Origin of the sequence: Veillonella dispar (assembly GCF_937975875.1) — a bacterium.
Taxonomy (GTDB): domain Bacteria; phylum Bacillota; class Negativicutes; order Veillonellales; family Veillonellaceae; genus Veillonella; species Veillonella dispar_B.
The window spans coordinates 1-21,909 of sequence record NZ_CALJSP010000022.1; the positions used below are offsets into that span (position 1 = coordinate 1).

Genomic DNA, 21,909 nt, shown 5'->3' on the forward strand with positions numbered 1-21,909 from the left:
TAGATAAGTTCAAACAGTTGAGGATTGCGCAATATCCCAAATGTCTGCAAACCAGTATAAATTGCTTAAAGATACACGGGCCGTTTCTCTTTTGAAAGGTCTCGTTATGTTGGCAATTCTAAACTTATTGAGTCATTTGCTAAATCTATATGTTATCAATTGGATTTTGCAACAAAGTATGACTGTTCTTCTCTTCGCATTACCTGTAGTATTCCAACCGGAATTGCGCCGTGCTTTAGAACAATTGGGCCGTGGCCGAATTTTTAGCAAGGCACAGAATGTTAATGAAGAGGAAATGGATATGGCCATCAATGAAGTGATGGCGGCGGCTCGCGTTATGTCTCGTGAGCACACAGGGGCACTTATCGTTTTTGAACGTGAAGTAGGTCTCAATGATTTCGTTGATACAGGTATTTTAATTGATGCTGTATTGAGCCGTGAATTAATTAAAAACATTTTCGTTCCTAGTACGCCACTTCATGATGGGGCGCTAATCATCCGCGATGGCCGTATTCGTGCAGCTGGTTGTTTGTTGCCACTAACTGAAGACCGTACATTGAGTACTGAACTTGGTACGCGTCACCGTGCAGCCATCGGTTTATCTGAACAAACAGATGCGGTCGTTGTTGTTGTCAGTGAGGAAACGGGGACAATTTCGTATACCTATGGCGGTCATATTTATCGTCATTTACCGGAAGATCAAATTAAAGAAGCGTTGCGTACATTTATGGAACGCCCTCGTCAAACCATTACTGGTATGTGGAAATGGGGGGCAAAAAAATGATGATACATTTGAAACGCAATTGGCCAGCTAAGTTATTATCATTGCTAGCGGCCATCGTCATGTGGTTCTTTATCATGCGAGATCAGAACCCTGTGATGGAGGTAACCTATACAGTACCTGTTCAAGTTCAAAATCTTGATTCTCATTATATTATAGAAGATGCACCGGATGTAGCACGCATTGTCCTTTCGGGCCCTCGCGATACGATTATGTCTATAAAAGCAGATAATCTTCGCGCTTACATTGATGCATCGGGTGTGAAACCAGGTCAAAATAATGTGACAATCGGATTTACACCTCCAGCGGGGATGAGCCTTGTTGAGGTTAAGCCTGATACTATAACAATTAATGTAGACGAATATGCAGAACGAAAAATACCAGTTGAAATTGTTCCAATTGGTAAATTCTCCGACGATGTTGCTCTCAAGTCAGTAACTATTGTACCGAAAGAGGTAACTGTATCTGGCCGTAAACAGCTTGTTAACGCCGTTAATAAGGTTGTTATGAAGGTTAATATCGCTGGTCAAACCAAGAACTTTAGTGCTGTTAGTAATTTAGAAGCTTGGGATGTATCTGGTAATGTACTAGATGTACATATCAATCCAAATCAAGGTCAGGCGCAATATGAACTTAACTTATTGCGTAAAGATAAAGCAGTTCCTATTACGGTACCAACTGCGGGAGCGGTAGCTGATGGGTATGAGGTTAAGTCCATATCCGTTACACCAACACAATTAACCGTTACTGGCCGAGAAGAAATGATTGATTCTGTAACAGAAATTCAAACAGAACCAATTGATCTCACTGGTGCAACTAAGGGAATTCAAGGTAATTACAACTTAGTATTGCCAAGCGGTGTTAATAGTAATGTTACAACAGTACATGTTAAGGTAGATATACAAAAGAAAACTACGTAGCTAAAAAAGACCCTAATAGAGTAGATTACATAACTCTATTAGGGTTTGTGTTTATTATTCATATATTAGCTTTTATAGTAGTGTTGTATAATAAAGATGTATGACCATTTTCTAATAGGTCAGTGATAAAGAATTTAGGTCAAATAATATAGATGTAGTCTATTCTGAAAGGATAGCTTTAATAGGTAACATATGATTAGAATAATAAATCTCCGCGTGGCCGTGACGGTTAAGTCGGATATTAAAGAGATTGTAGAAAAGAAGTATCCCCAGCTACGTGGAGCCATTGAAACAATTCACGTTGTGCGACGTGCTGTAGATGCTCGTAAAAAACCTAATATTGTATTTGTATATACTTTGTTCGTTGAGGTTCAAAAAGAAGCTCAAATTATGAAAAAATTAGGTAAACAAAAGGACGTATCTGTGTTCACTCCAGAGGATCCAGAACCTATCGTATATGGCAATGTGCCTTTAGCACATCGTCCTGTAGTAATGGGCTTTGGGCCGGCAGGTATGTTAGCGGCTTTTTACCTAGCTCGTGAAGGGTACCGTCCAATCGTTCTTGAACGAGGTCAAGATGTCGATACTCGTAGTCAAGATGTAGAAACATTTTGGAAAGAGGGCGTATTTAAGCCTGAATCGAATGTACAATTTGGCGAAGGCGGTGCAGGTACCTTCTCAGATGGTAAATTGACAACTCGCGTTACTCATCCTAGATTGCACGAGATCTCTAAATACTTTGTTGAATTTGGTGCACCTGAAGAAATCTTATATAAACATAAACCTCACGTAGGTACAGATAAGTTGCGTACCATGGTAAAAGCTATGCGTGAACGCATCATGGAGTGGGGCGGTGAAGTTCGCTTTGGCGCCAAAGTAACTGATTTGTTCATTGAAAATGATCGTATCGTTGGTGTTGAAGTTAATGGCAACGAGCGAATCGATACGACGGTTGTGCTTTCTGGTGTAGGCCATAGTGCACGTGATACGTATGAAATGCTACATAAACGCAATGTAGAAATGACAGCAAAACCATTTGCTATTGGTGTTCGTATAGAGCATGATCAAGCTGTTATCGACGAGTCCCAATATGGTGTAGAACCTTCCAGCTTGGGCCTTGGTGCCGCAGAATACTCCCTTGTGTATCACGATAAAGAAACAGGCCGTACTGCGTATAGCTTCTGTATGTGCCCAGGTGGTCAAGTTGTGGCCTCTGCATCCGAAAATGGGGGCGTTGTTGTGAATGGCATGAGCTTATATGCTCGTGATAGCGGTGTTGCGAACAGTGCTATCGTAGTTAACGTAGGCCCAGAAGATTTCGGTAATCATCCTCTGGATGGTGTAGCATTCCAACGTGAATGGGAGCGCAAAGCTTATGAATTAGGTGGCTCTAACTTCCATGCACCAGCACAAACAGTAGGTCAATTTTTAGGGCTTTCACAAGCACCAAGCGTACAAGATAGCACCTATAGCTATGAACCAGGTGTAGTAAATTGCGATTTACATGATTGCTTGCCACCATTCGTAACGTCTGTATTGGAACGGGCTTTGCCATATTGGGGACGACGTATTCATGGATTTGATAATCCTGCAGTATGCATGACGGGCGTTGAAACGCGTACCTCTGCACCACTGCGCATGGGACGTAATGAAGATCGCGTTTCTCCGACTGTAGGTGGATTCTACCCTATGGGTGAAGGTGCTGGCTATGCAGGTGGCATTATGAGTGCAGCCCTTGATGGAGCCGAAACGGCTATCTTATGCATGGCAAAATATGCAAAACCTAACTAGTTAGTAGCAGAATATATTGTAAAAGAAACTACAGTATAGGTTCATATTGATACTGTAAAATAATATATCTGTATAGTATCTATATGTGTAGTGTATATATTGTGATATAATACACAACAGTGAATATATGAGGACTTGTGACTTTCACAATCCCTAGAGGAGGATAATTATGGCTCGTTTATTTGGTACAGATGGTGTACGTGGTGTTGTTAATGAATTTTTAACACCTGAATTAGCCTATCATTTAGGCCGTGCTGCGGCTACATATTTTGGTAAGGAAAAAGATCATCCTACATTCTTGATTGGTCGCGACACACGTATTTCTGGCTCTATGCTTGAAAGTGCGTTAGCTGCAGGTATTTGCTCTGTTGGTGGCAATGTTGTTATCGCCGGTGTTATTCCAACTCCAGCAGTAGCTTACCTCGTACGTCAACAAGGTTTTGATGCGGGTGCTGTTATTTCTGCATCTCACAATCCATATCCAGATAATGGCATTAAATTCTTTGATGGCAATGGCTATAAATTGCCAGATGAAGTAGAAGATGAATTAGAAAAATATGTTCGTCAAAGTGCGGACAATGAATTGGCACGTCCTACAGGTGATGGAATCGGTACAATTGAGTACAATAGCAACTTGGCTCATTTCTATGCTCACTTTGTTCGTCACACAATCGATACATCTCTTGAAGGTTTAACTATCGTATATGATGGTGCGAACGGTGCTGCTTCTAGCGTAGGCCCTGAAATCTTGTCTGGCCTTGGTGCTAAAGTAATCAACATCAATGTTAATCCAGATGGTTTGAATATCAACCATCACTGTGGCTCTACACATATTGAAGGCTTGCAAGTGGCTGTACAACAACATAATGCAGACCTTGGTATCGCTAACGATGGCGATGCTGACCGTTGCTTGTTGGTTGACGAAAAAGGCGAAGTTCTCGATGGCGACCAAATCATGTTATTGTGTGCCCTTAAATTAAAAGAAGAAGGCAAGCTAAAAGGCGATACAGTAGTTGGTACTGTTATGAGTAATATTGGGTTCCATAAAGCAGCAGAAGAACTTGGTATGAAAACTGTGTCTACTGCAGTTGGTGACCGCTATGTATTGGAATACATGCGTGAACATGACCTCTCCGTTGGTGGTGAACAATCTGGTCACGTAATCTTCTTAGATCACAATACAACTGGTGACGGTATGTTAACAGCTGTGCAAGTAGCGGCTCTTATGAAAGAAAAAAATCAACCACTTTCTGAACTTGCTAGCATTATGACGAAATACCCACAAGTATTAGTAAACGTTCGAGTTGCTACTAAAACAGGTTGGGAAGACAATGATATTATTAAAGCTGCTATCGTAACCGCTGAAGGTGAACTTGGTGATGAAGGTCGCGTTCTAGTACGTGCATCCGGTACAGAACCACTCATCCGTGTAATGGCTGAAGGTCCAGACCAAGAAGCGCTACAATCCCTATGCCAAGAAATCGCTGATATTATTGGCAGAGAACAAGGGTTAGCGGAATAAAAGTAGGGTGTGAGGCGGTAGAGGAGCTTGCGACGATGAAGCCCACACATCACTTTGTTCCGAGCGTAAGATTTTGCGAAGCAAAATCCACAGCGAGGAACCATCTCTACTAAGATTAAACTAATAAAGCACTACTTTGAATTGTAATCATTCAGAGTAGTGCTTTTGTTATTATTTATCAGCCACAACGAGTTTGTATCCATTTAAGTGAATGTTACTGTTTGTTGTGTCTTCGTTTGTTAAGGATTTTACATAGCTGTCGCCTGTGAGTGTCCAGGTAGAGTCTTTGCTGAGTTTCATTGTAATTTCTTTAGCTGTGTTGTCTGTGTTTACAGCGCCTACGAGGCTGGATCCATTAGTCATGTCTAGTGCGACAGTGCTGATGGAGTCGGCTACGATGTTACCGTTAAGTTCTTGGTTGGATGCGCGAAGTGTGAGGTGACCACCGTTTTCACCATCTTTACCCCAGCGGGAGTCTGCTGCGGCTTTCACGAGTGTGGTAGTATTTGGCATTACAATTGCGTTGCCTGTAAGGTCTACTTCGGCTGTAGTGTTGTTTACATAGATGAAAGCGCCTGTACCATGAGTTGTAAGTGTGTTATTTTCTGCTTTTAAACGAGCAATACCGCTTTCAGCATCACCGGAGAAACTTTGGTATAGCATGAAGCCATTATCGTGGTAGCCTGTAACATTAGAGTTCGTAAGGGTAATGGAGTTTTTACCTTCTACGACGCCTATTTCACTCTTGTTAGCTACGCCGTTGATACTGTTTGCTGTAATATTGCCGGTGGAGTAGATAACAGGGCTACCCGCACCATAGGTTGTTAGCTTGGCTGCTTCTGCATTAATGGTGCCTTCGCCACGGTCTGTAGCAAGCGTAGCAGAGTGAGCCCCTTCAGTGGTGATGGTTAAATTTTTACCATTTACAGTGCCTTTGTAGGTCGCATCTAAGCCGCGAGAGGAGTCGCCCTTAGTGTGAATATTTGTATTTTCTATATTAATAACAGAGCCTTCGCCAGTGGCAAATACCGCATTAGAGCCAATACTATTAGATGTAATATTACTATTTTTAATGCTCGTTTGACTGCCTTCGATGCCGAGCACTACTGCATTTTGTCCGCGGAAATTACTGTTGTCATCATTTGTGGTGTTACCCTGTTTATCAAATACGCTGCTATCGATGGTGATAGTGGCTTTGTTTTTTCCGATGAAAGCATTTTGATCGCTTGTAGTATTGTCGAATCGTTGGTGTTCTAATGTTTTATTTTCACTAATAACAGATGTGCCTGTGAAAGTACTAGGATTAGCTTCCTTATGAGGCGTTGGTTCATTAATTTCTCCTGTCTTTACATCATCTGGTCTAGGTACATCGTTTTTAGGTGTATTAGCGTTAGGCACATCAGCCTTAGGGGCAGATATGCTTTGTGTTAGAACATTAGCTTGTATTGGTTCTGCACCAAAGGTAGGGGCGAATGCGAGTGCTGCGAGGGCGCCACCCGCTAAAGCGGGAACGATGAAACGTCTTAAAGTTTTATAGTTACGTGAATGTGTCATATATAATAACCTCCAAATATTTATTGCGCGATAAAATCGAATTGTGTAAAATTAAGATTGTAAGAAGTATAGTAATTATCTGTGAAAATAGTATGAATGATACATGGGATTTATAAACAAATATTAACTGTGATGTTTAGATATGTCGATGAGGATATCTTGCTTTCACCATTACTTATCACGTATAATATAGATTGGTATATGATGTATACTGTTAAGATCTGCCGTATCTTATAGAAAGGAGTTCCCTAATTCGTAAAGGCGAATAGCGCAAGTACCCACGAAGGCAGTCGTTAGGGTAGACGAGGTGAAGAGTCATCGAATCATCAGCGGATGCTCTTCCGGCATATTCATGTCGTAACAGATATTAAAAAGCCCATTGGTAACGATGGGGACAAAGTGTATCTGAATGAATTGTATTCAAATACTATTTGATACATAATTTGAACATTAACTTAGATCGTTAAGTTAGAATAGTAATTAGTTAGCCTTAGTTTTTTGCTGGGGCTAGTAATACCCCCAGTTATAGGAGGATATATTTATGTGCGGTATCGTAGGATACATTGGCTTTAATCAAGCATCTGATTTCTTATTGGACGGTATGGCAAAGTTAGAATACCGTGGTTATGACTCTGCAGGCATCGCTGTTATTGGTGCTGAAAATGTAATCAAAATTCAAAAGAAGGTTGGCCGTCTAGCTAATCTTGAGGCGATTGTAAAAGCAGATCCTAATGAAGGGACTATAGGTATTGGTCATACTCGTTGGGCTACACATGGTCGTCCATCCGATATGAATGCCCATCCTCATGCATCTGAAGATGGTAAATTTGCTGTTGTTCACAACGGTATCATCGAAAACTACATGCCTTTAAAAGAAGAGCTTATCGAAAAAGGATACCATTTCAAATCTGAAACTGATACAGAAGTAGTAGCTCATTTATTAGAGGATATGTACGATGGCGATTTCGTAAGTACTGTACGCCGCATGCTTGCTCGTGTTGACGGTGCGTATGCCCTTGAAATCATCTGTGCTGATGAGCCAGACAAAATCATTTGTACTAAAAAAGAAAATCCATTGGTTATCGGTCTTGGCAAAGGCGAAAACTTTGTAGCATCCGATATTCCAGCAATCATTAACTATACACGTGATACATATATCTTGAGCGATGGTGAATTAGCTATCGTAACTCGTGATAATGTATCCGTATTTGACCGTGAAGGTAATGCTATCGATAAAGAAGTATTCCATGTAAGTTGGAATGCAGAGGCTGCTGAAAAAGGTGGTTATGAACACTTCATGTTGAAAGAAATTCATGACCAACCTAAAGCTGTACGTGATACATTCGGTACACATATCTCCGAAGATGGTAAAACAGCAATCTTTGATGAGTTGAATTGGACTGCTGACGATGTAGCAGCTTTCAATAAAATCCTCATCGTTGCATGTGGTACAGCATACCATGCAGGTCTTGTAACAAAACAATATATTGAAAACTTGGCGCGCATTCCTGTAAGTGTGGAAATTGCATCTGAGTACCGTTATAGCAATCCGTTGACTGATGATAAAACATTATGTATCGTTATCAGTCAATCCGGTGAAACATCCGATACATTGGCTGCTTTGAAAGAGGCTAAACGTCATGGCGCTAAATCCTTGGCAATTACAAACGTAGTAGGTTCCAGTATTTCCCGTGAAGCAGATAACACTGTGTACACATGGGCAGGTCCTGAAATCTCTGTAGCGTCTACAAAAGCGTATACTACTCAATTAGTAGCAGGCTTGTTGTTCGCTGTATACCTTGGCCAATTGAACGGTAAAATGGATCCAGCTGTAGGCGAAGAAATCATCTGCGGTATTAAAAACTTACCTACATTGATTCATGAAATCTTTGAAGTAGATGAAGATATGAAAGCCTTTGCTAAACATTATGGCTTCAAATCTGATGCGTTCTTCTTGGGTCGTGCTATCGACTATGCAGTAGCCATGGAAGGTGCTTTGAAATTGAAAGAAATTTCTTACATCCACGCTGAAGCATATGCTGGTGGCGAGTTGAAACATGGTACATTGGCTCTTATTGAAGAAGGCGTACCTGTTATCGCATTGGCTACACAAGAAGATGTGTACGATAAGATGATTAGCAACATCCGTGAAGTAAAAGCTCGTGAAGCTGTTGTAATTGGTATTGGCATGAAAGGTGACGAAGAATTATCTAAACACGTAGACCATACAATCTATGTGCCTCGTGCAAATAAATTCATCGCTCCAATCCTTGCGGTTGTACCATTGCAATTATTGGCGTACTACGCAGCGATTACACGCGGCGCAGATGTAGATAAACCACGTAACTTGGCTAAATCTGTAACCGTAGAATAATATATATAACCAACAGTGCTTCGGCACTGTTGGTTTATTTCAATATAGGGAGACTATTATGGCAGTTATATTTTCCGGCATCCAACCAAGTGGTGAGTTAACACTTGGTAACTATTTGGGGGCTTTACGTAATTTCTTAGACTATCAAGATACTGACGAATGTTATTATTGTATCGTTAACCAACATGCAATCACTGTACCGCAAGATCCAAAAGAGTTATTCCAAAATACTCGTAATTTGGCTGCGTTGTACCTAGCGGTTGGCCTCGATCCTAAAAAGGTAACATTGTTTGTACAATCCGAAGTACCTGAGCACGTTAAACTCGGTTGGGTTATGCAATCTATCAGCTATGTTGGCGAATTAGAGCGTATGACGCAGTACAAAGATAAGTCTCAAAAGCAAGGTGACTCTATTCCTACAGCATTGCTTACGTACCCACCATTGATGGCGGCAGATATCTTGTTATATGGTACAAACTATGTTCCTGTAGGTGAAGACCAAAAACAACATCTTGAGTTGACTCGTAATTTGGCAGAGCGTTTTAACCGTAGATTCGGTGAAACTTTCGTAGTACCTGATATCAAGGTAGGCGAAGGTGGTGCTCGCGTTATGAGCTTACAAGAGCCTACTAAGAAAATGAGTAAATCTGATGATAACCAAAATGCTACTATTCGCCTTTTGGATGCACCAGATTTGATTGTGAAAAAATTGAAACGCGCTCAAACTGACTCTGATAATGCAGTGCGTTACGATAAAGAAAACAAACCGGGCATTTCTAACTTGATGGGCATTTACCGTGCTATCACAAAAGACAGCTATGAAGCTATCGAAGAAATGTATGCAGGTAAAGGTTATGGCGTATTTAAATCCGATATTGCAGACCTATTAGTGGCAACTCTTGAGCCAATCCAACAACGCTACAATGAATTGATTGCAAGCCCTGAACTCGATGTAATTCTCGATGAAGGTGCTGCTAAGGCTCATGCTAAAGCAAGTCAAATGTACCGTAAAGTTGAGCAAGCTATGGGCTTGTGCCGTAAATAAAATCATATAGTAGACTTTCAATTTGTGAGGTAAGCCATGACGAAACAAGAGGCAATGGAACGCTTTTCATCAGGTGCCGTACAACAGAGCTTAGAAATACATCGTGGAATCCAGTGGACTGGACGCATCGTCGGTCTATTGGTGTGCGTGTTAATTGTGAAATATTTGCCGTCCGATTGGGCTGAGCGTATATTGTATTATCTGTTGTTACTCCTTATATTGTGGACCCTTCATAGATTAGGTGAAAGTCAAGCTTTTATCTGTGAAAAGGGCCTCGTGTTGAAACGTAGGCCTTTTTCTTTTATAGAATACTTTCACAGTCTTTTTCATGGGGATGAATATTTTGTCTTTGTAGATTACGAGCATATTATTGGGTTTACCGAAGGTTGGCGTGAATTGCAGGCTATGAATGGTCATGGTGGTATTTATGTCATACCCTTAGACCTCGCGCAGGTAGGGTATAAAGATAAAATGGCCATGATTGAAGCTATTAATAAGCATTCAAATCTTTAAAATATAGGTTATACAAATGCTTTATCCTTACAATAGATGATATGTAATATTAAGAAATTAAGAAAATCCAAAAATTCATCAAATTAGCTATTTACAACTTTAACGAACTAAAGTATAATACAATCATCGGGTGCAGAGGTGAGTTCTGTACAGCATATAATAGCAAGTAGTTAAAGGTGTAACACACCGTGGAGGATAGTTATGAAGTGGAAAAAAATGATGGCCGTTGGCCTTGCAGCAGTATCTATGATGGTATTTGTAACGGGTTGTGGTAGCGATACTAAAACTGCTAATACAGAATTACCTAAAAAAATCGTTATCGGCTTAGATGATAGCTTCCCTCCAATGGGCTTTAAAGATGATAAAGGCGAAATCGTAGGTTTAGATATCGATATGGCTAAAGAAGCAGCTAAACGCGCTGGTATGGAGGTAGAGTTCAAAGCTATCGACTGGTCCAGTAAAGAAGCCGAGTTGAAATCTAAAAAAATCGACGCTTTATGGAATGGCTTAACAGTATCTCCTGAACGTGAGAAAAATATTTTGTTCTCCAATCCATACATGAAGGATAAACAATACATCGTTGTTCGTAATGATGATGACTCCATCAAATCCAAAGCTGATTTAGCAGGTAAAGTAGTAGGTGTTCAACAAGCTAGTACTGGTGAATCTGCATTACAAAATGATCCAAGCGGTAAAACTGTGAAAGAAACAAAATCTTATGCTGACTTCGTAAGTGCTTTCATGGATCTTGGTATTGGTCGTGTTGATGCAGTTATCGCCGATGGTGTTATCGCTCGTTACCTCATGACAAAAGAACCTGGTAAATACAAAATCGTAGACGGTACTGATTACGGTGTTGACAACTTCGCTGTTGGTTTCCGTAAAGATGACACTGCATTACGTGATAAAATCAATGGTATCTTAGCGGACATGAAAAAAGATGGTACTGCTGATAAAATCGTTGAAAAATGGTTGGGCTCTAGCGCAGACCTAGATAAGAGCGATGCTAAATAGTACAATTCGTGATATACTAATAGTACTATGGTCAGTATGTACAACAGATAATTAAAGAACGAAATGTACACTAGAGAAGAGGCCAGATGCCTCTTCTCTAGTCGTGTTTTGAAGGAGTATTCCATGTTAGATTATTTATTGCAGATTATCCCAACCATCGCTGATGGTTTAAAGGTAACCGTATCGCTATTCTGTATTGTATGGATTTTATCCATCCCTGGCGGTATCTTACTTGCTTTGGTACGTCTATCAAAATTTACAGTGCTCGACAAAATTGTTGAAGCCTTCGTATATTTGATGCGCGGCACACCATTAATGTTACAAATTTTATTCGTATATTATGCATTGCCTATCATTACAGATGGAGCAGTCCAAATGGATGATGCTACAGCTGCAGTACTTACATTCGTGTTGAACTACGCAGCGTATTTATGTGAAATTTTCCGTGGTGGTATTCAATCCATTTCTCGTGGTCAGTACGAAGGGGCAAAGGTTCTTGGTTTTACTTATGCTCAAACAATGCGTAAAATCATCTTGCCACAAATGTTTAAACGCGTATTGCCTCCGCTTGCGAACGAAACAATTAACTTGTTGAAAGATACGTCTCTTGTATACGTATTGGCTATGAATGATATCTTGCGTATTACAAAATCTATCGTACAACGTGACTTTGATATCTCTGCCTTCTTAGTGGCAGCTTTGTTCTACTTGATCTTTACCTTTATTTTGACAAATATCTTCAACTACTTAGAAAGACGATTTGCTGTATATGAAGATTAATCTATTCTGTAGTAGTGTGTCGTAGATATGGACTTAGTTGTTTTTAAGGGCTATAGCCGATTTGAAATTACAGCTATTTATTTATACGACGATGTAAGAGGTACTTATGACATTTGTAAATATGGAGCGTATTGAAAAACGCTTTAACAATCAAACTGTATTGCGCGATGTATCGCTCAAAATGGATAGAGGGGAAATCGTTTCTATCATCGGCCCATCTGGGTCTGGTAAATCTACATTTTTACGCTGCTTAGGTCAATTGGAAACCATTGATGGTGGTTCTATTACTGTAGATGGTACTGTCCTTGCTAGTACAGATGCTAATGGCACTGTAAACTATGCTAGCCAAGAAACACAACATGACTTATTATTACGCATGGGCATGGTATTCCAATCTTTCAATTTATTCCCTCATATGACGGTGCTTGATAACATTATGATCGCGCCGCGCATGGTAAAAGGTATGAAAGATGATGAAATTTTACCGATTGCAGAGCGATTACTTAATAAAGTTGGCTTATGGGAAAAGCGCGATATGTATCCATCCCGTTTGTCTGGCGGTCAACAACAACGCGTGGCCATCGCTCGCGCATTGGCGATGAATCCTGAAATCATGCTCTTTGATGAGCCTACATCTGCCCTTGACCCAGAATTAACTGGTGAGGTTCTTAAGACTATTAAACAGTTGGCTGATGATCATATGACGATGATTATCGTAACTCATGAAATGAACTTTGCTCGTGAAGTATCTGATCGTGTCATCTTTATGGCGGATGGTGTTATCCAAGAGGAAGGTACACCAGAACAAATTTTCAACAATCCACAGAACGATAGAACGAAAGCGTTCTTGGAGAACATGTTATAGGAGGTCTTATGAAGTTACGTTTTATTGCTGCTACGTTAGCTGTCATGGCTATGAGCACGACCTCTATTATGGCAGAAGGCTTGCAAGGCACACCTGGAACTCCGATGGCAATCGTAGATTCCCAAAAAGACTCTGCCTCTATTTTGCCAGATCAGTATAAATCGTATGCGACTACGATGAACACAGTAGTTAAGGACTATAAAAATGGCTATACCTTTACGATTCCATGGCGTGTAGCCGATGGTGTTAAGCTAGATATGGATGTGCGTAGTGAAAGTGAGCATATTCAAGGCTATTCTTTCAACCTAGCAGGTCCAACACAAGATGATTCCTATACTGTGTCTTTCACAAAACGCAATAATACACCGCAAGACGGGGTATCTCAAAAGGAATGGAATACGACTTGGTATGGTGTGCCAATCAAGGGCATGTCTGATGAAGAGTACTTGAGCATCTGGCGTCAGCATAGTAATGTCTTTGAAAATAACGATATCGTTGGGGGCTTCTTTAACAAGAAAGGGGCTATATCAGCACGTTGGGATAAGACAACACCAAAATCGTATGCTGAAATGACATCTACAGAGCCTGTTCAATCTGTATTTGAAGCGGAATTCATCATGGATAAGGATCCAACGCATCGCTACAATTTGGCGAGCACCTATGCTCCTATTCAAGGGGAATTTATGGAACAAGGCTTGATGGAACATACAATTCCATCCTTTGAATTACTAAATAAGTCTGGTTCTAGTACAATCAAAGGTGTTAAGCAGTTTATCTCTGGCACAAGTGATATCAGCGTAGCTGAAGGTATTAAATTTGCCTATCCAAAAGGTTTTACCCGTCTAAATGAAAAGGGTAAAATTGCTTTCGCTAAGCATAATGTGCGCCTTGATATTGAATCCTTTACAATCCCCGTACAAGCGGTTAGCACAGGCATGCCTACAATGATGGGCAAACAAATGCTAGGTGATTATTACCTTAAACAATTGGTTGAGGTGAATAAGGCAACCATTACTCGTTATGAAACACATATTATCGATGGTAATGTAATGTTCTACTTGGCAGGTCATATGAAGAATCCTAATACGGCTGATACATCTGCAGCTGCACCAGTATCCTTTGCCGCTACTATTATCTTAGGTAATGAAGGCAATGTAGCCGTGGCTCGTATGATTGGCCCAGCAGGCACTAGCCTTAGCACACCAGAGCTCATCGATGTGCTGGATGGGTTTAAATTGACTACTACATTGAATACTAACCAATCATCACAAGTTTTATAATATACACATAATATTCTTTTATTTGTATAAATCTGTATGATTTGTGCTATAATAAAAGAAATCCTCTAGAAAAAGAGGAGTTTTCCTTGATGGTCTAGAATATAATAATATAGGCTAAACGATCTTTGATCATATCCCCTTTGAGGGATTAGAAATAGGAGGGGTTATTATGGTTACCTACAAAACTATTGTCGTACCTACTGATGGTTCTGAAAATGCTAAACGTGCGTTGGAACATGCTCTCGCTGTAGCGGACCGCAACCATGCTGAATTGATTATTGTTCACGTTGCAAATATCGTGTCTGCTATTTCCAATTTCGATCAAACACCAATTTCCGGTGGTTACGTATCTGAACAAATTGCAGAAGATATGGAAGAAACTGGTAAAGAAATTCTTAACGATGTAGTGAAAGAAATTCCTACAGGCGTAAAAGTTAAAAGCGTATTCGAAGTTGGTTCCCCTGGTCCTGCATTATTAGCAGTAGCTAAAAAATATAATGCTGACCTTATCGTAATGGGTAGCCGTGGCCTTGGTCCATTGAAAGGCTTATTCATGGGTAGCGTAAGTAGCTATGTAACTAGTCACTCCACTTGCCCTGTATTGATCATTAAATAATTCATATCCTGTACAGATATGATACAAAAAGAGACTTTGTTGTAACAAAGTCTCTTTTTTATAGCGTAAAAATGATATAATATTTGTATGTATGCCATTCAGGTTTACAAATAAGAACGAAATTAAGTTACATGAGAACAATAAATAAACATAGATAATGGTTTATAAAATGGGGGACTATATGAGCGACAAACAAGAATCATTGCTAAAGCTAGCAGAACTGTTTAAAATCCTGGGTGACCCTACACGCCTTAAAATAGTAGAATTATTATTAGAAAACGAAATGTGTGTAAATCACATTGCAGAAACAATGGGGATGGGACAATCTGCTATTTCTCACCAATTGCGTGTACTCCGTCAAGCAAGACTTGTGACCTATCGCAAGGAAGGTAAAACTGCATACTACTCTCTAAACGATGATCACGTAGAAGGTCTCGTAAGAATGGGTATGGAACACGTATCTCATCAATAGTTATATAGCCGTATTGCATACTATTTGTCTAACTTGATTGGGGATATACAAAAGTACTCATGATATATATATATCCTCTAAAGATATATAAAGTTAAAATATAAGAAAAGGAGCCGTTTATACGGCTCCTTTTTGTATAGGTATACTAGTATTAATATAAAGGGAAGAGGTAATAGGCTATCGTAATAAATAGTGGCATAGTTACTGCTGATAGTATGGTTGTACCCATTACAATTTGCGTAGCGTATTCTGGATTGTTTTTCATCTCGATAGCAATAAGGGCCATATTGATGGCTGTTGGTACGCTATAGGTGATGACAATCGTTTGCGCTGCAATCGGGTGCATAGGACCATAGAACATTATAAATAATATAGTAATAACTGCAGCAATGAGAGGACTTACGACGAGACGTAAGGATGTAGCGAGCATAACATCCGCCTTAAAGAAGTTTAATGGCGTTCTGTTAATCTGCACCCCTAAAGCGATCATAGCTACGCCTACAAAGGCATTAGCAAAGATTTTAAGAGGGGCAAAGAAGAATAGACCGTGTAAATCAAATGGTAAGAGCTGGCAAAGTAATGCAAGCGGTATAGCATATACCATAGGCATATGGAAGACTACGCTTAACGCATCCTTTGTGCTCAAACGCCCAGCACCAGCTTGGTAGAAACCATAGGTATTACTTGTAATGGTCTGTATAATCATAATGGATACGACGCTGACAAGACCTAAATCAGCATAGGGGGTTGCGCCATCGATGACGTAAGGCACATTGGTAAATACAAAGATGGCAAGGGCGATGCCCATATTGCCGACATTGTTAAACATAACGCAGTTCTTTAATGTGGCGATTTTTGCTACATCATAACCTTGTATTTTGCCGACTACACCTGAAAGGATAGAGTTCAGTATGAGTACAACTAGTGCACAAAATACGATTTCTAACGTACCTGATGTAAATTTAGCTTCATACATAGCCCTAAATACAAAGGTAGGCAATAATATATAGAAGTTTAGTTTACTCAGTGTATATAAATCTAGTTTAAATTTTCTATCCAATATAAACCCTACGCCTATCAGTATAAAAATAGGAATCATAGAGTTCATAAATATATGTCCTATTAGCTCGAATATATTCATTATCTCACCTAGAGTTTCTTATTAATTTAGTATGGATTTAATGTATAGTATTATCATACCATAGTATGTATTGTTCGGGGCTTAAAAGTTTTATCCATTATGATTTCTTATGGTATTCATCAGAAATATATATACAAAATGTGAGTTATTACATACATCTTAGTGAACGAACTTATAGTATAATGTGAATATATCGTATATTTTAGTTTGTTCTTTGAACGTGTCTCTACGGTGAGTAACCATAGCTTTCACAGTGTGGAGTCCAAAGGGATGCACAGGAGGAATTATGAAACGAATTCTATTAGTATTAATGAGCGTTTTCATGCTAGCCTTGTTAGTGGGGTGTGGTAGTGACACAAACAAAGCAGCAGATTCTGCTAAACCAAGCACATCTGAAAAGATTACTGTACAAGCGGCAGCGAGCTTGAAAGGTGCTCTTACTGAATTGGCAGAGTCCTACAAAAAGAGTCATAACTTATCAGACGACCAAATTGCTATTAACTTTGCTGGTTCTGGCACATTGCGCCAACAAATTGAACAAGGCGCACCAGCTAGCTTATTCATCTCTGCTGACGAAAAGAATATGAAAATGTTGCAAGACAAAGACCTTGTAACAGATGTTAAACCATTTGTAACTAATGAATTAGTTCTTGTAGTTCCAAAAGGCCAACCTAAAATTGAATTAAATCAAATTGCTTCTGTTAAACGTATCGTTTTAGGTAATCCTGAAACAGTACCAGCTGGTAATTATGGTAAACAAGTATTAACAAAATTAGGTGTTTGGGAACAAGTTGAACCAAATGTAGTATATGCTAAAGACGTAAAAGCTGTAACAGCATCCATTAGTCAAGGTGCTGGTGATGCGGGCTTTATCTATAAAACAGATGCTATTGCTGCAGGTGATGCAGTTCAAATTTCTGCTGTAACACCGGCAGATTCCCATGATCCAGTTATTTATCCAATCGGTATCATTAAAAAATATGACAACGCATTGGCAAAAGACTTTTACCAATATGTAATGAGCCCAGAAGGCCAAAAAGTATTAGAAAAATACGGTTTCTCTCCTTCTAAATAAGAGTTAAACGCTAGCTTTCAGGGCTAGCGTTTTCTTATGATACAATATAGATATTATTATGAATATGTTAGACATACATTTTCATATGCTATATGATGCAAATAAGTAAATCATTTTAAAACTAGATGTATTTTTATTATTACTGATTTTAGTCTTATTGATAGAAAGGGGGCGTGTCATGAGTCCATTTTGGCTATCCTTATGGGTGGCGAGCATTGCTCTTATCATCGTTATTGTTATAGGCTTAGGTGCTTGTTATTGGATGAATCGTTGTAAGTGGGGCGGTATGGCTATTTTAGATGCCCTAATTACATTGCCCCTTGTGTTGCCACCAGTGGTTGTTGGTTTTGCACTTCTCATGGTGTTTACTCCAGGATATGCGTTCGGTGCGTGGCTCGAAGCTCATGGCATGAGTGTAGTCTTTGCAGCTTCTGGTGCAGTCGTTGCATCCTCTGTCATTGCATTCCCCCTATTTTATCAAACGGTGCGTTCTGCGTTGCAGTCCGTCGATCATAATATGGAGGATGTAGCGCGTACATTGGGCGCTTCAGAATTGCGTATATTCTTTACCATATCTGTGCCTCTTGCATGGAAAGGTATTTTAACAGGTAGCATCTTGGCGTTCTGCCGTGCCATGGGGGAATTTGGTGCTACCATCTTAATCGCTGGTAATATTCCGAAGGTAACTCGTACTATGCCGTTAGCTATTTACTCCTACGTAGAGGCAGGGCAGTACATGGATGCCTTTGAGCTTGTTGTATATATTTGTGTACTTACATTGGCATTGTTGAGCGGCATTCACCTCATTACGAAGGGGTCCTTGTTCCGCCATACAGAGAATAACTAGGAGGTTCTATGATTACATTTTCCTTTACTGTAGCTAGACCTTCTGTGACTGTGAAAGCTGATGGGGCATTGCCTTCTGGCATTACTGTGCTGACTGGTCAATCCGGCAGTGGTAAAAGTACCTTTATCAAATGTATTGCAGGTCTTGTAAAACCAACCACTGGTAGTATTCAATATGATGATACGACGTGGGTTGATCGAGGTAAAAAGATATGGGTGCCTGCTCAAAAACGGCAAGTAGGCTATATGCCGCAAGGCAATATTGTATTTCCTCATTTGTCTGTAGAACATAATATTACCTATAGTAAACGAGGCACACCTGACATGTGTGATACACTGTTACAACGGTTAGGTTTAGAGAAATATCGTAATACCAAGGCTGGTAGCTTATCTGGTGGTGAGCAACAGCGGGTTGCACTAGGCCGTGCACTCTACTCAAAACCGACTACTCTGCTCCTTGATGAGCCTTTGTCGGCACTCGATTGGAATTTACGAAAACAAGTGCGTGAAGACCTCGTTTCCATCATTCGCGAATGGGATGTACCTTGCGTATGGGTGACACATGATGAAAGCGAAGTAGAAGCTGTAGGGGATAGACATTGGATCTGTGAAAACGGGCTCATTACGATATCTGAATAACTTTAAAAATTAAGATAATAAAAAACACCTTCATAATCCTACTGGTGGATTGTGAAGGTGTTTTCTTTTTAGATAGTTGATAGCAGTGTATTTAGCCTTATCTTTAGTATTGAATTAGTACGTTTATAATAGATGTTATTTGCTAATGTTACTTAATTTCTGTTGATGCATGCGCTGTTTTACTTATAAATCCCACAATAGCGGTAACGATAAATGCCATAGCAAAGGATGGTAGTGTAGCACCGATAGTGCTTTCACTATGTAACATATAGTGGTATAAGCCAACGGATACAGCCCAAATGAGACCTCTTACTAGATAAGCCGATAGTGTTTGTACTTGTTGATGATTGATAAAATAATCAGCTAATAGGATGGCAATCATTGGAGCAAATACAGATCCAATGAGGTATAGGAAGTCTGTAATATCATCCATTGGATATAGGATAGCCGCAATGGTGCCGACGATAGTTACGATAACGGCTACGCCTTTACTGGAGGCTCCGCTATAGATCGTCGTACTAGATACGCCTGCAGAGTAAGCGTCCATAAAGGTTGTAGTAACGGTAGAGAAGATAATAACGATAAGTCCTGCAAGGCCGAGGCCTGCGTTCATCATGATGGTAATGATGGAGTCGCCACCGCCAAAGATAGCGGCGCTAAGACCTAAGGTATACATAACAATACTTGTTACTGTATAGACTGTAGCACTTGTCAGTGATGCAGAGAAAGGTTTTTTGCTTTCGCGCGTATAATCACTAATAAGAGGAAGCCAAGAGAGTGGCATGGCGATAGATAACTCGAGGGCTGCCATAAAACTCATATTTCCACTAGCTATAAGGCTACTTTCACTAGGCCATTGAGCTATCATGTGAGCGCCCATGTAGAGGGTGAGACCTAGCAATAGAACAGATACAATAGCTTGAATATAGCCCGTATTGTGGAGGCCGATGAAAAGCCACAGGATGACAAGCGCGCCAATAGCTATCGTCCAAATCATAGGGGATAGGGGTGCTAGCTCTTGTAAGGCGAGCATAGCATCGTAGATCATGATGCTAGTCCATCCGATGAGTTGCAGCATATTTAAAAAGGCAAAGCCTTTAGCCCCTAGTCGGCCAAAGCTGAAAGCGGTAGTATTCATACTGCCTTGCCGCAAGCGTCCACCGATGAGGCCAGCTCCAAAGAGTAATATACCGCCGATGATATGCCCCAGTATGATGGCATATAGACCTTGGGTGAGCCCTAAGGGGGCCAGATAGGTTCCCGTCATAATCTCCGCTATGGATAGCGCGGCACCAAACCATATCATGGCGAACTGTGGTTGTGTAATGTGTGTGTCTTTCATACGTCCTCCTTGCCAGGAAGTCATAGAAAAAGCCGAGTTCACAGGAACTCGGCTATTAATCCTCTATGTTCCCTACGTTGGCATTATCCAAATCAGGTTATGGGTTAAAGCATTAGCTTACTCTCAGCCCACTCGTGTGAGCACCCCGTTATGGCTTTATTATAGGCGTCTATAAGTGAACCGTCAATTCTTTTGTTGCATGGATTGTATAATAATGTTATAACTAGAGTATAAAAATATATTGCCACTAGGGGTGCTTTTGCTGAGATTGACCATTCAAAACCCTAGACCTGATCCAGATAATACTGGCGTAGGGAAGTGGAGTGAAACATAATACTAAACTATTACGAGACCATTCCATTTGGAGTGGTCTCGTTTTTATATATTTGGAGGTATTATGAAAAAACTGATTATTGCTAGCATATGTGTAGCCTTAGGTGTCGTGTTATCCACAACATCTATTCCCGTTGGGCCGGCTCGTATTTTTCCGTTTCAACATATGATTAATGTGATCTTAGCCGTTATAGTTGGGCCGAGATTTTCCGTAGGCGCTGCTTTTAGTACATCTTGTTTACGTAATGTATTAGCACTAGGCTCTCCATTGGCCTTTCCTGGTAGCATGATTGGCGCTTGGCTATCTGCGTATTTATATAAGAAATACAATGCCATCTGGGCAGCAGCTCTAGGTGAGATCATCGGTACAGGTCTCATTGGTGCTCTTGTGAGCTATCCCATTGCTAACTTCCTATTAGGGAAACCGTTGGCGTTATTGACCTTGATTACATCCTTCTCCATGAGCTCTGTGGCAGGTGCTTGCATAGGCTTCGTAGTATTACAAATCTTATCTCGTCGTCATCTATTACATAAGGAGGCATAATGAAACTACATACTGCACTAACAATTGCTGGTACTGACCCGAGCGGTGGTGCTGGCATTATGGCTGATTTGAAATCCTTCCAAAGCCGAAATGTATACGGTATGGCTATTGTTACCTCTGTAGTAGCCCAAAATACAACGGGCGTTCACCACGTAGAACATCTATCCTTAGAAAGCATAGAGAAACAGTTACACGATGTGTATTCTGACATTCCTCCTCAAGCTGTTAAGACGGGCATGATTGCTTTACCGGAAATGATGGACCTCATTTATCCTTATGTGAGCAAGGATATTCCGTACGTAATGGATCCTGTTATGATTGCCACCAGCGGTGACCGACTTGTAGCAGATGAGGCTGTGAATTTCTTAAAATCTAAACTCATTCCTACCGCTACGGTTATCACCCCTAATCGCAGTGAGGCTGAAGCCTGAGGAGTTGGAAAAGATTATCATGGGCTTTATC

General features: G+C 40.3%; 19 protein-coding genes, 2 pseudogenes and 2 riboswitches. Of the genes and pseudogenes, 18 read left to right on the top strand and 3 right to left on the bottom strand.

All coding sequences use genetic code 11. The annotated features are described in order from the left end of the window. Window positions 1-55: 55 nt before the first annotated feature. The 4 genes and pseudogenes from cdaA to glmM form a co-directional block, all read left to right on the top strand. Window positions 56-784 (top strand): annotated as a pseudogene (cdaA, locus tag Q7P05_RS00880) (diadenylate cyclase CdaA); the annotation flags it as partial. Further along, window positions 781-1,701, top strand: coding sequence for a YbbR-like domain-containing protein (locus tag Q7P05_RS00885; protein ID WP_303930080.1), 921 nt, complete (start codon window positions 781-783; stop codon window positions 1,699-1,701). The pseudogene cdaA and the gene Q7P05_RS00885, both read left to right, overlap by 4 nt. A 192-nt stretch (window positions 1,702-1,893) precedes the next feature. Next, window positions 1,894-3,492 (top strand): NAD(P)/FAD-dependent oxidoreductase, encoded by a 1,599-nt coding sequence (locus Q7P05_RS00890; protein WP_303930081.1) that lies wholly within the window; start codon window positions 1,894-1,896, stop codon window positions 3,490-3,492. Window positions 3,493-3,661: 169 nt separating this feature from the next. Then, window positions 3,662-5,014: a phosphoglucosamine mutase gene (gene glmM, locus Q7P05_RS00895; RefSeq protein WP_303930082.1), complete on the top strand. Its 1,353-nt coding sequence runs from the start codon at window positions 3,662-3,664 to the stop codon at window positions 5,012-5,014. 171 nt (window positions 5,015-5,185) lie between these two features. Here the strand turns inward: glmM and Q7P05_RS00900 are convergent, their stop codons facing one another. After that, window positions 5,186-6,568, bottom strand: a complete 1,383-nt coding sequence (locus Q7P05_RS00900; protein ID WP_303930083.1) for a hypothetical protein — start codon at window positions 6,566-6,568, stop codon at window positions 5,186-5,188. Between the two features lie 541 nt (window positions 6,569-7,109). On the opposite strand from Q7P05_RS00900, the gene glmS reads away from it, so the two are divergent. From glmS to Q7P05_RS00945, 9 genes are all read left to right on the top strand, one after another. After that, on the top strand, window positions 7,110-8,942 hold the full coding sequence (gene glmS, locus Q7P05_RS00905) for a glutamine--fructose-6-phosphate transaminase (isomerizing) (protein WP_303930084.1): 1,833 nt from the start codon (window positions 7,110-7,112) through the stop codon (window positions 8,940-8,942). Between the two features lie 58 nt (window positions 8,943-9,000). Further along, entirely contained in the window at window positions 9,001-9,987 is a 987-nt protein-coding gene (trpS, locus tag Q7P05_RS00910) for a tryptophan--tRNA ligase (protein WP_119206565.1), read from the top strand. A 36-nt stretch (window positions 9,988-10,023) separates the two neighbouring features. After that, entirely contained in the window at window positions 10,024-10,500 is a 477-nt protein-coding gene (locus tag Q7P05_RS00915; RefSeq protein ID WP_119206566.1) for a hypothetical protein, read from the top strand. 201 nt (window positions 10,501-10,701) lie between these two features. Continuing rightward, window positions 10,702-11,514 carry an amino acid ABC transporter substrate-binding protein gene (locus Q7P05_RS00920; protein WP_303930085.1) on the top strand — a complete coding sequence of 271 codons (813 nt, stop codon included), beginning with the start codon at window positions 10,702-10,704 and terminating at the stop codon, window positions 11,512-11,514. A 123-nt stretch (window positions 11,515-11,637) separates the two neighbouring features. Continuing rightward, window positions 11,638-12,294, top strand: coding sequence for an amino acid ABC transporter permease (locus Q7P05_RS00925; protein ID WP_005387763.1), 657 nt, complete (start codon window positions 11,638-11,640; stop codon window positions 12,292-12,294). 106 nt (window positions 12,295-12,400) lie between these two features. Continuing rightward, the gene (locus Q7P05_RS00930; RefSeq protein WP_005387765.1) at window positions 12,401-13,159 is read left to right on the top strand and encodes an amino acid ABC transporter ATP-binding protein; all 759 of its coding nucleotides are present in this window, start codon (window positions 12,401-12,403) and stop codon (window positions 13,157-13,159) included. Between the two features lie 8 nt (window positions 13,160-13,167). Continuing rightward, on the top strand, window positions 13,168-14,439 hold the full coding sequence (locus Q7P05_RS00935) for a hypothetical protein (protein ID WP_227721396.1): 1,272 nt from the start codon (window positions 13,168-13,170) through the stop codon (window positions 14,437-14,439). Window positions 14,440-14,608: 169 nt separating this feature from the next. After that, window positions 14,609-15,055, top strand: coding sequence for a universal stress protein (locus tag Q7P05_RS00940; protein WP_060923852.1), 447 nt, complete (start codon window positions 14,609-14,611; stop codon window positions 15,053-15,055). A 181-nt stretch (window positions 15,056-15,236) separates the two neighbouring features. Beyond that, window positions 15,237-15,527, top strand: a complete 291-nt coding sequence (locus Q7P05_RS00945; protein WP_024063797.1) for a metalloregulator ArsR/SmtB family transcription factor — start codon at window positions 15,237-15,239, stop codon at window positions 15,525-15,527. 151 nt (window positions 15,528-15,678) lie between these two features. Here the strand turns inward: Q7P05_RS00945 and Q7P05_RS00950 are convergent, their stop codons facing one another. Continuing rightward, a complete protein-coding gene (locus Q7P05_RS00950; protein WP_005387771.1) occupies window positions 15,679-16,668 on the bottom strand; it encodes an AEC family transporter in 990 nt (329 codons plus the stop codon). A 286-nt stretch (window positions 16,669-16,954) separates the two neighbouring features. Between Q7P05_RS00950 and modA the strand changes: the two genes are divergently transcribed. The 3 genes from modA (at window position 16,955) to Q7P05_RS00965 (ending at window position 19,228) form a co-directional block, all read left to right on the top strand. Continuing rightward, window positions 16,955-17,743: a molybdate ABC transporter substrate-binding protein gene (gene modA / locus Q7P05_RS00955; protein ID WP_105090145.1), complete on the top strand. Its 789-nt coding sequence runs from the start codon at window positions 16,955-16,957 to the stop codon at window positions 17,741-17,743. A 178-nt stretch (window positions 17,744-17,921) separates the two neighbouring features. Next, window positions 17,922-18,590, top strand: a complete 669-nt coding sequence (modB, locus tag Q7P05_RS00960) for a molybdate ABC transporter permease subunit (RefSeq protein ID WP_227721393.1) — start codon at window positions 17,922-17,924, stop codon at window positions 18,588-18,590. A gap of 8 nt (window positions 18,591-18,598) precedes the next feature. Next, window positions 18,599-19,228, top strand: a complete 630-nt coding sequence (locus Q7P05_RS00965) for an ATP-binding cassette domain-containing protein (RefSeq protein ID WP_303930086.1) — start codon at window positions 18,599-18,601, stop codon at window positions 19,226-19,228. Between the two features lie 148 nt (window positions 19,229-19,376). Here the strand turns inward: Q7P05_RS00965 and cytX are convergent, their stop codons facing one another. Next, window positions 19,377-20,570, bottom strand: a complete 1,194-nt coding sequence (cytX, locus tag Q7P05_RS00970; protein ID WP_303930087.1) for a putative hydroxymethylpyrimidine transporter CytX — start codon at window positions 20,568-20,570, stop codon at window positions 19,377-19,379. Window positions 20,571-20,622: 52 nt separating this feature from the next. Beyond that, window positions 20,623-20,728, bottom strand: a riboswitch (TPP riboswitch). Between the two features lie 81 nt (window positions 20,729-20,809). Further along, window positions 20,810-20,904: riboswitch (TPP riboswitch) on the top strand. 63 nt (window positions 20,905-20,967) lie between these two features. Between cytX and thiW the strand changes: the two genes are divergently transcribed. After that, on the top strand, window positions 20,968-21,447 hold the full coding sequence (thiW, locus tag Q7P05_RS00975) for an energy coupling factor transporter S component ThiW (protein ID WP_119209090.1): 480 nt from the start codon (window positions 20,968-20,970) through the stop codon (window positions 21,445-21,447). Then, window positions 21,447-21,872 (top strand): annotated as a pseudogene (locus Q7P05_RS00980) (bifunctional hydroxymethylpyrimidine kinase/phosphomethylpyrimidine kinase); the annotation flags it as partial. The gene thiW and the pseudogene Q7P05_RS00980, both read left to right, overlap by 1 nt. Window positions 21,873-21,909 lie beyond the last annotated feature (37 nt).

Excerpts from the sequence above, each read along its gene's own strand:
- Q7P05_RS00885 (WP_303930080.1), top strand. The coding sequence starts at position 781 with ATGATGATACATTTGAAACGCAATTGGCCAGCTAAGTTATTATCATTG.
- Q7P05_RS00890 (WP_303930081.1), top strand. The coding sequence starts at position 1,894 with ATGATTAGAATAATAAATCTCCGCGTGGCCGTGACGGTTAAGTCGGAT.
- glmM (WP_303930082.1), top strand. The coding sequence starts at position 3,662 with ATGGCTCGTTTATTTGGTACAGATGGTGTACGTGGTGTTGTTAATGAA.
- Q7P05_RS00900 (WP_303930083.1), bottom strand. The coding sequence starts at position 6,568 with ATGACACATTCACGTAACTATAAAACTTTAAGACGTTTCATCGTTCCC.
- glmS (WP_303930084.1), top strand. The coding sequence starts at position 7,110 with ATGTGCGGTATCGTAGGATACATTGGCTTTAATCAAGCATCTGATTTC.
- trpS (WP_119206565.1), top strand. The coding sequence starts at position 9,001 with ATGGCAGTTATATTTTCCGGCATCCAACCAAGTGGTGAGTTAACACTT.
- Q7P05_RS00915 (WP_119206566.1), top strand. The coding sequence starts at position 10,024 with ATGACGAAACAAGAGGCAATGGAACGCTTTTCATCAGGTGCCGTACAA.
- Q7P05_RS00920 (WP_303930085.1), top strand. The coding sequence starts at position 10,702 with ATGAAGTGGAAAAAAATGATGGCCGTTGGCCTTGCAGCAGTATCTATG.
- Q7P05_RS00925 (WP_005387763.1), top strand. The coding sequence starts at position 11,638 with ATGTTAGATTATTTATTGCAGATTATCCCAACCATCGCTGATGGTTTA.
- Q7P05_RS00930 (WP_005387765.1), top strand. The coding sequence starts at position 12,401 with ATGACATTTGTAAATATGGAGCGTATTGAAAAACGCTTTAACAATCAA.
- Q7P05_RS00935 (WP_227721396.1), top strand. The coding sequence starts at position 13,168 with ATGAAGTTACGTTTTATTGCTGCTACGTTAGCTGTCATGGCTATGAGC.
- Q7P05_RS00940 (WP_060923852.1), top strand. The coding sequence starts at position 14,609 with ATGGTTACCTACAAAACTATTGTCGTACCTACTGATGGTTCTGAAAAT.
- Q7P05_RS00945 (WP_024063797.1), top strand. The coding sequence starts at position 15,237 with ATGAGCGACAAACAAGAATCATTGCTAAAGCTAGCAGAACTGTTTAAA.
- Q7P05_RS00950 (WP_005387771.1), bottom strand. The coding sequence starts at position 16,668 with ATGAATATATTCGAGCTAATAGGACATATATTTATGAACTCTATGATT.
- modA (WP_105090145.1), top strand. The coding sequence starts at position 16,955 with ATGAAACGAATTCTATTAGTATTAATGAGCGTTTTCATGCTAGCCTTG.
- modB (WP_227721393.1), top strand. The coding sequence starts at position 17,922 with ATGAGTCCATTTTGGCTATCCTTATGGGTGGCGAGCATTGCTCTTATC.
- Q7P05_RS00965 (WP_303930086.1), top strand. The coding sequence starts at position 18,599 with ATGATTACATTTTCCTTTACTGTAGCTAGACCTTCTGTGACTGTGAAA.
- cytX (WP_303930087.1), bottom strand. The coding sequence starts at position 20,570 with ATGAAAGACACACACATTACACAACCACAGTTCGCCATGATATGGTTT.
- thiW (WP_119209090.1), top strand. The coding sequence starts at position 20,968 with ATGAAAAAACTGATTATTGCTAGCATATGTGTAGCCTTAGGTGTCGTG.